1 protein-coding gene and 1 pseudogene are annotated in these 636 nt (G+C 31.5%); one reads left to right on the top strand and one right to left on the bottom strand.

The window, feature by feature from the left end; genetic code table 11:
• A pseudogene (locus COP04_RS19260) lies at positions 1-381 on the top strand (sulfite exporter TauE/SafE family protein); the annotation flags it as partial.
• Positions 382-442: 61 nt separating this feature from the next.
• Here the strand turns inward: COP04_RS19260 and COP04_RS19255 are convergent.
• A partial coding sequence (locus COP04_RS19255) for an arsenate reductase/protein-tyrosine-phosphatase family protein (protein WP_476749558.1) occupies positions 443-636 on the bottom strand: 194 nt, incomplete at its 5' end.

Genomic DNA, 636 nt, shown 5'->3' with positions numbered 1-636 from the left:
ATAAAAGTTACACCATCTACTAGTCATATTAAGTTTAATCGTCTACTTTTAATTACAATAGGTGGTATCATCGGTTTGGTATCTGGTATTGTAGGAGCTGGTGGCGCATTTATTATTATTCCAGTACTACTTGTTATATTTAAATTACCAATGAACATGGTGGTTACAAATAGTATTGTAATTGCATTCATTTCTTCTATTGGAGCATTTATGATTAAATTATTACAGGGGTATTATCAATAGTNTGCAATACCGTTAATTTTAGGTAGTATACTATTTACGCATCTAGGTATGAAAATGGGTCAGAAAATACCTGACTATATTCAAAAAACGATAATATGTATTTTAATCGTCGTTGCAATTATTAAGTTGATATTTTGAAGTTATTTTATAATAAAAAGTCTATTAAAAAGCGTCTCAATGATATTGAGACGCTTAAAATTTATCTAGCCTTAAATGAGTCAATGGCTGCTTTGATTTCATCTCTAACACGTTGGAATTCTGACCAAGGTTTGCCAGCAGGATCGTCAAATCCCCAATGTTCCTTCTTTACATTAGGCGGCAATACAGGACAGTTTTGATCAGCATCGCTACATAGAGTTACTACTAAATCAGATTGGTTTAGTATATTTTTGT

This window comes from Sporolactobacillus pectinivorans (genome assembly GCF_002802965.1).
GTDB lineage: Bacteria > Bacillota > Bacilli > Bacillales > Sporolactobacillaceae > Sporolactobacillus > Sporolactobacillus pectinivorans.
Note: the sequence above shows the minus strand (reverse complement) of the source record. Positions and strands in the feature narration are given on the sequence as shown.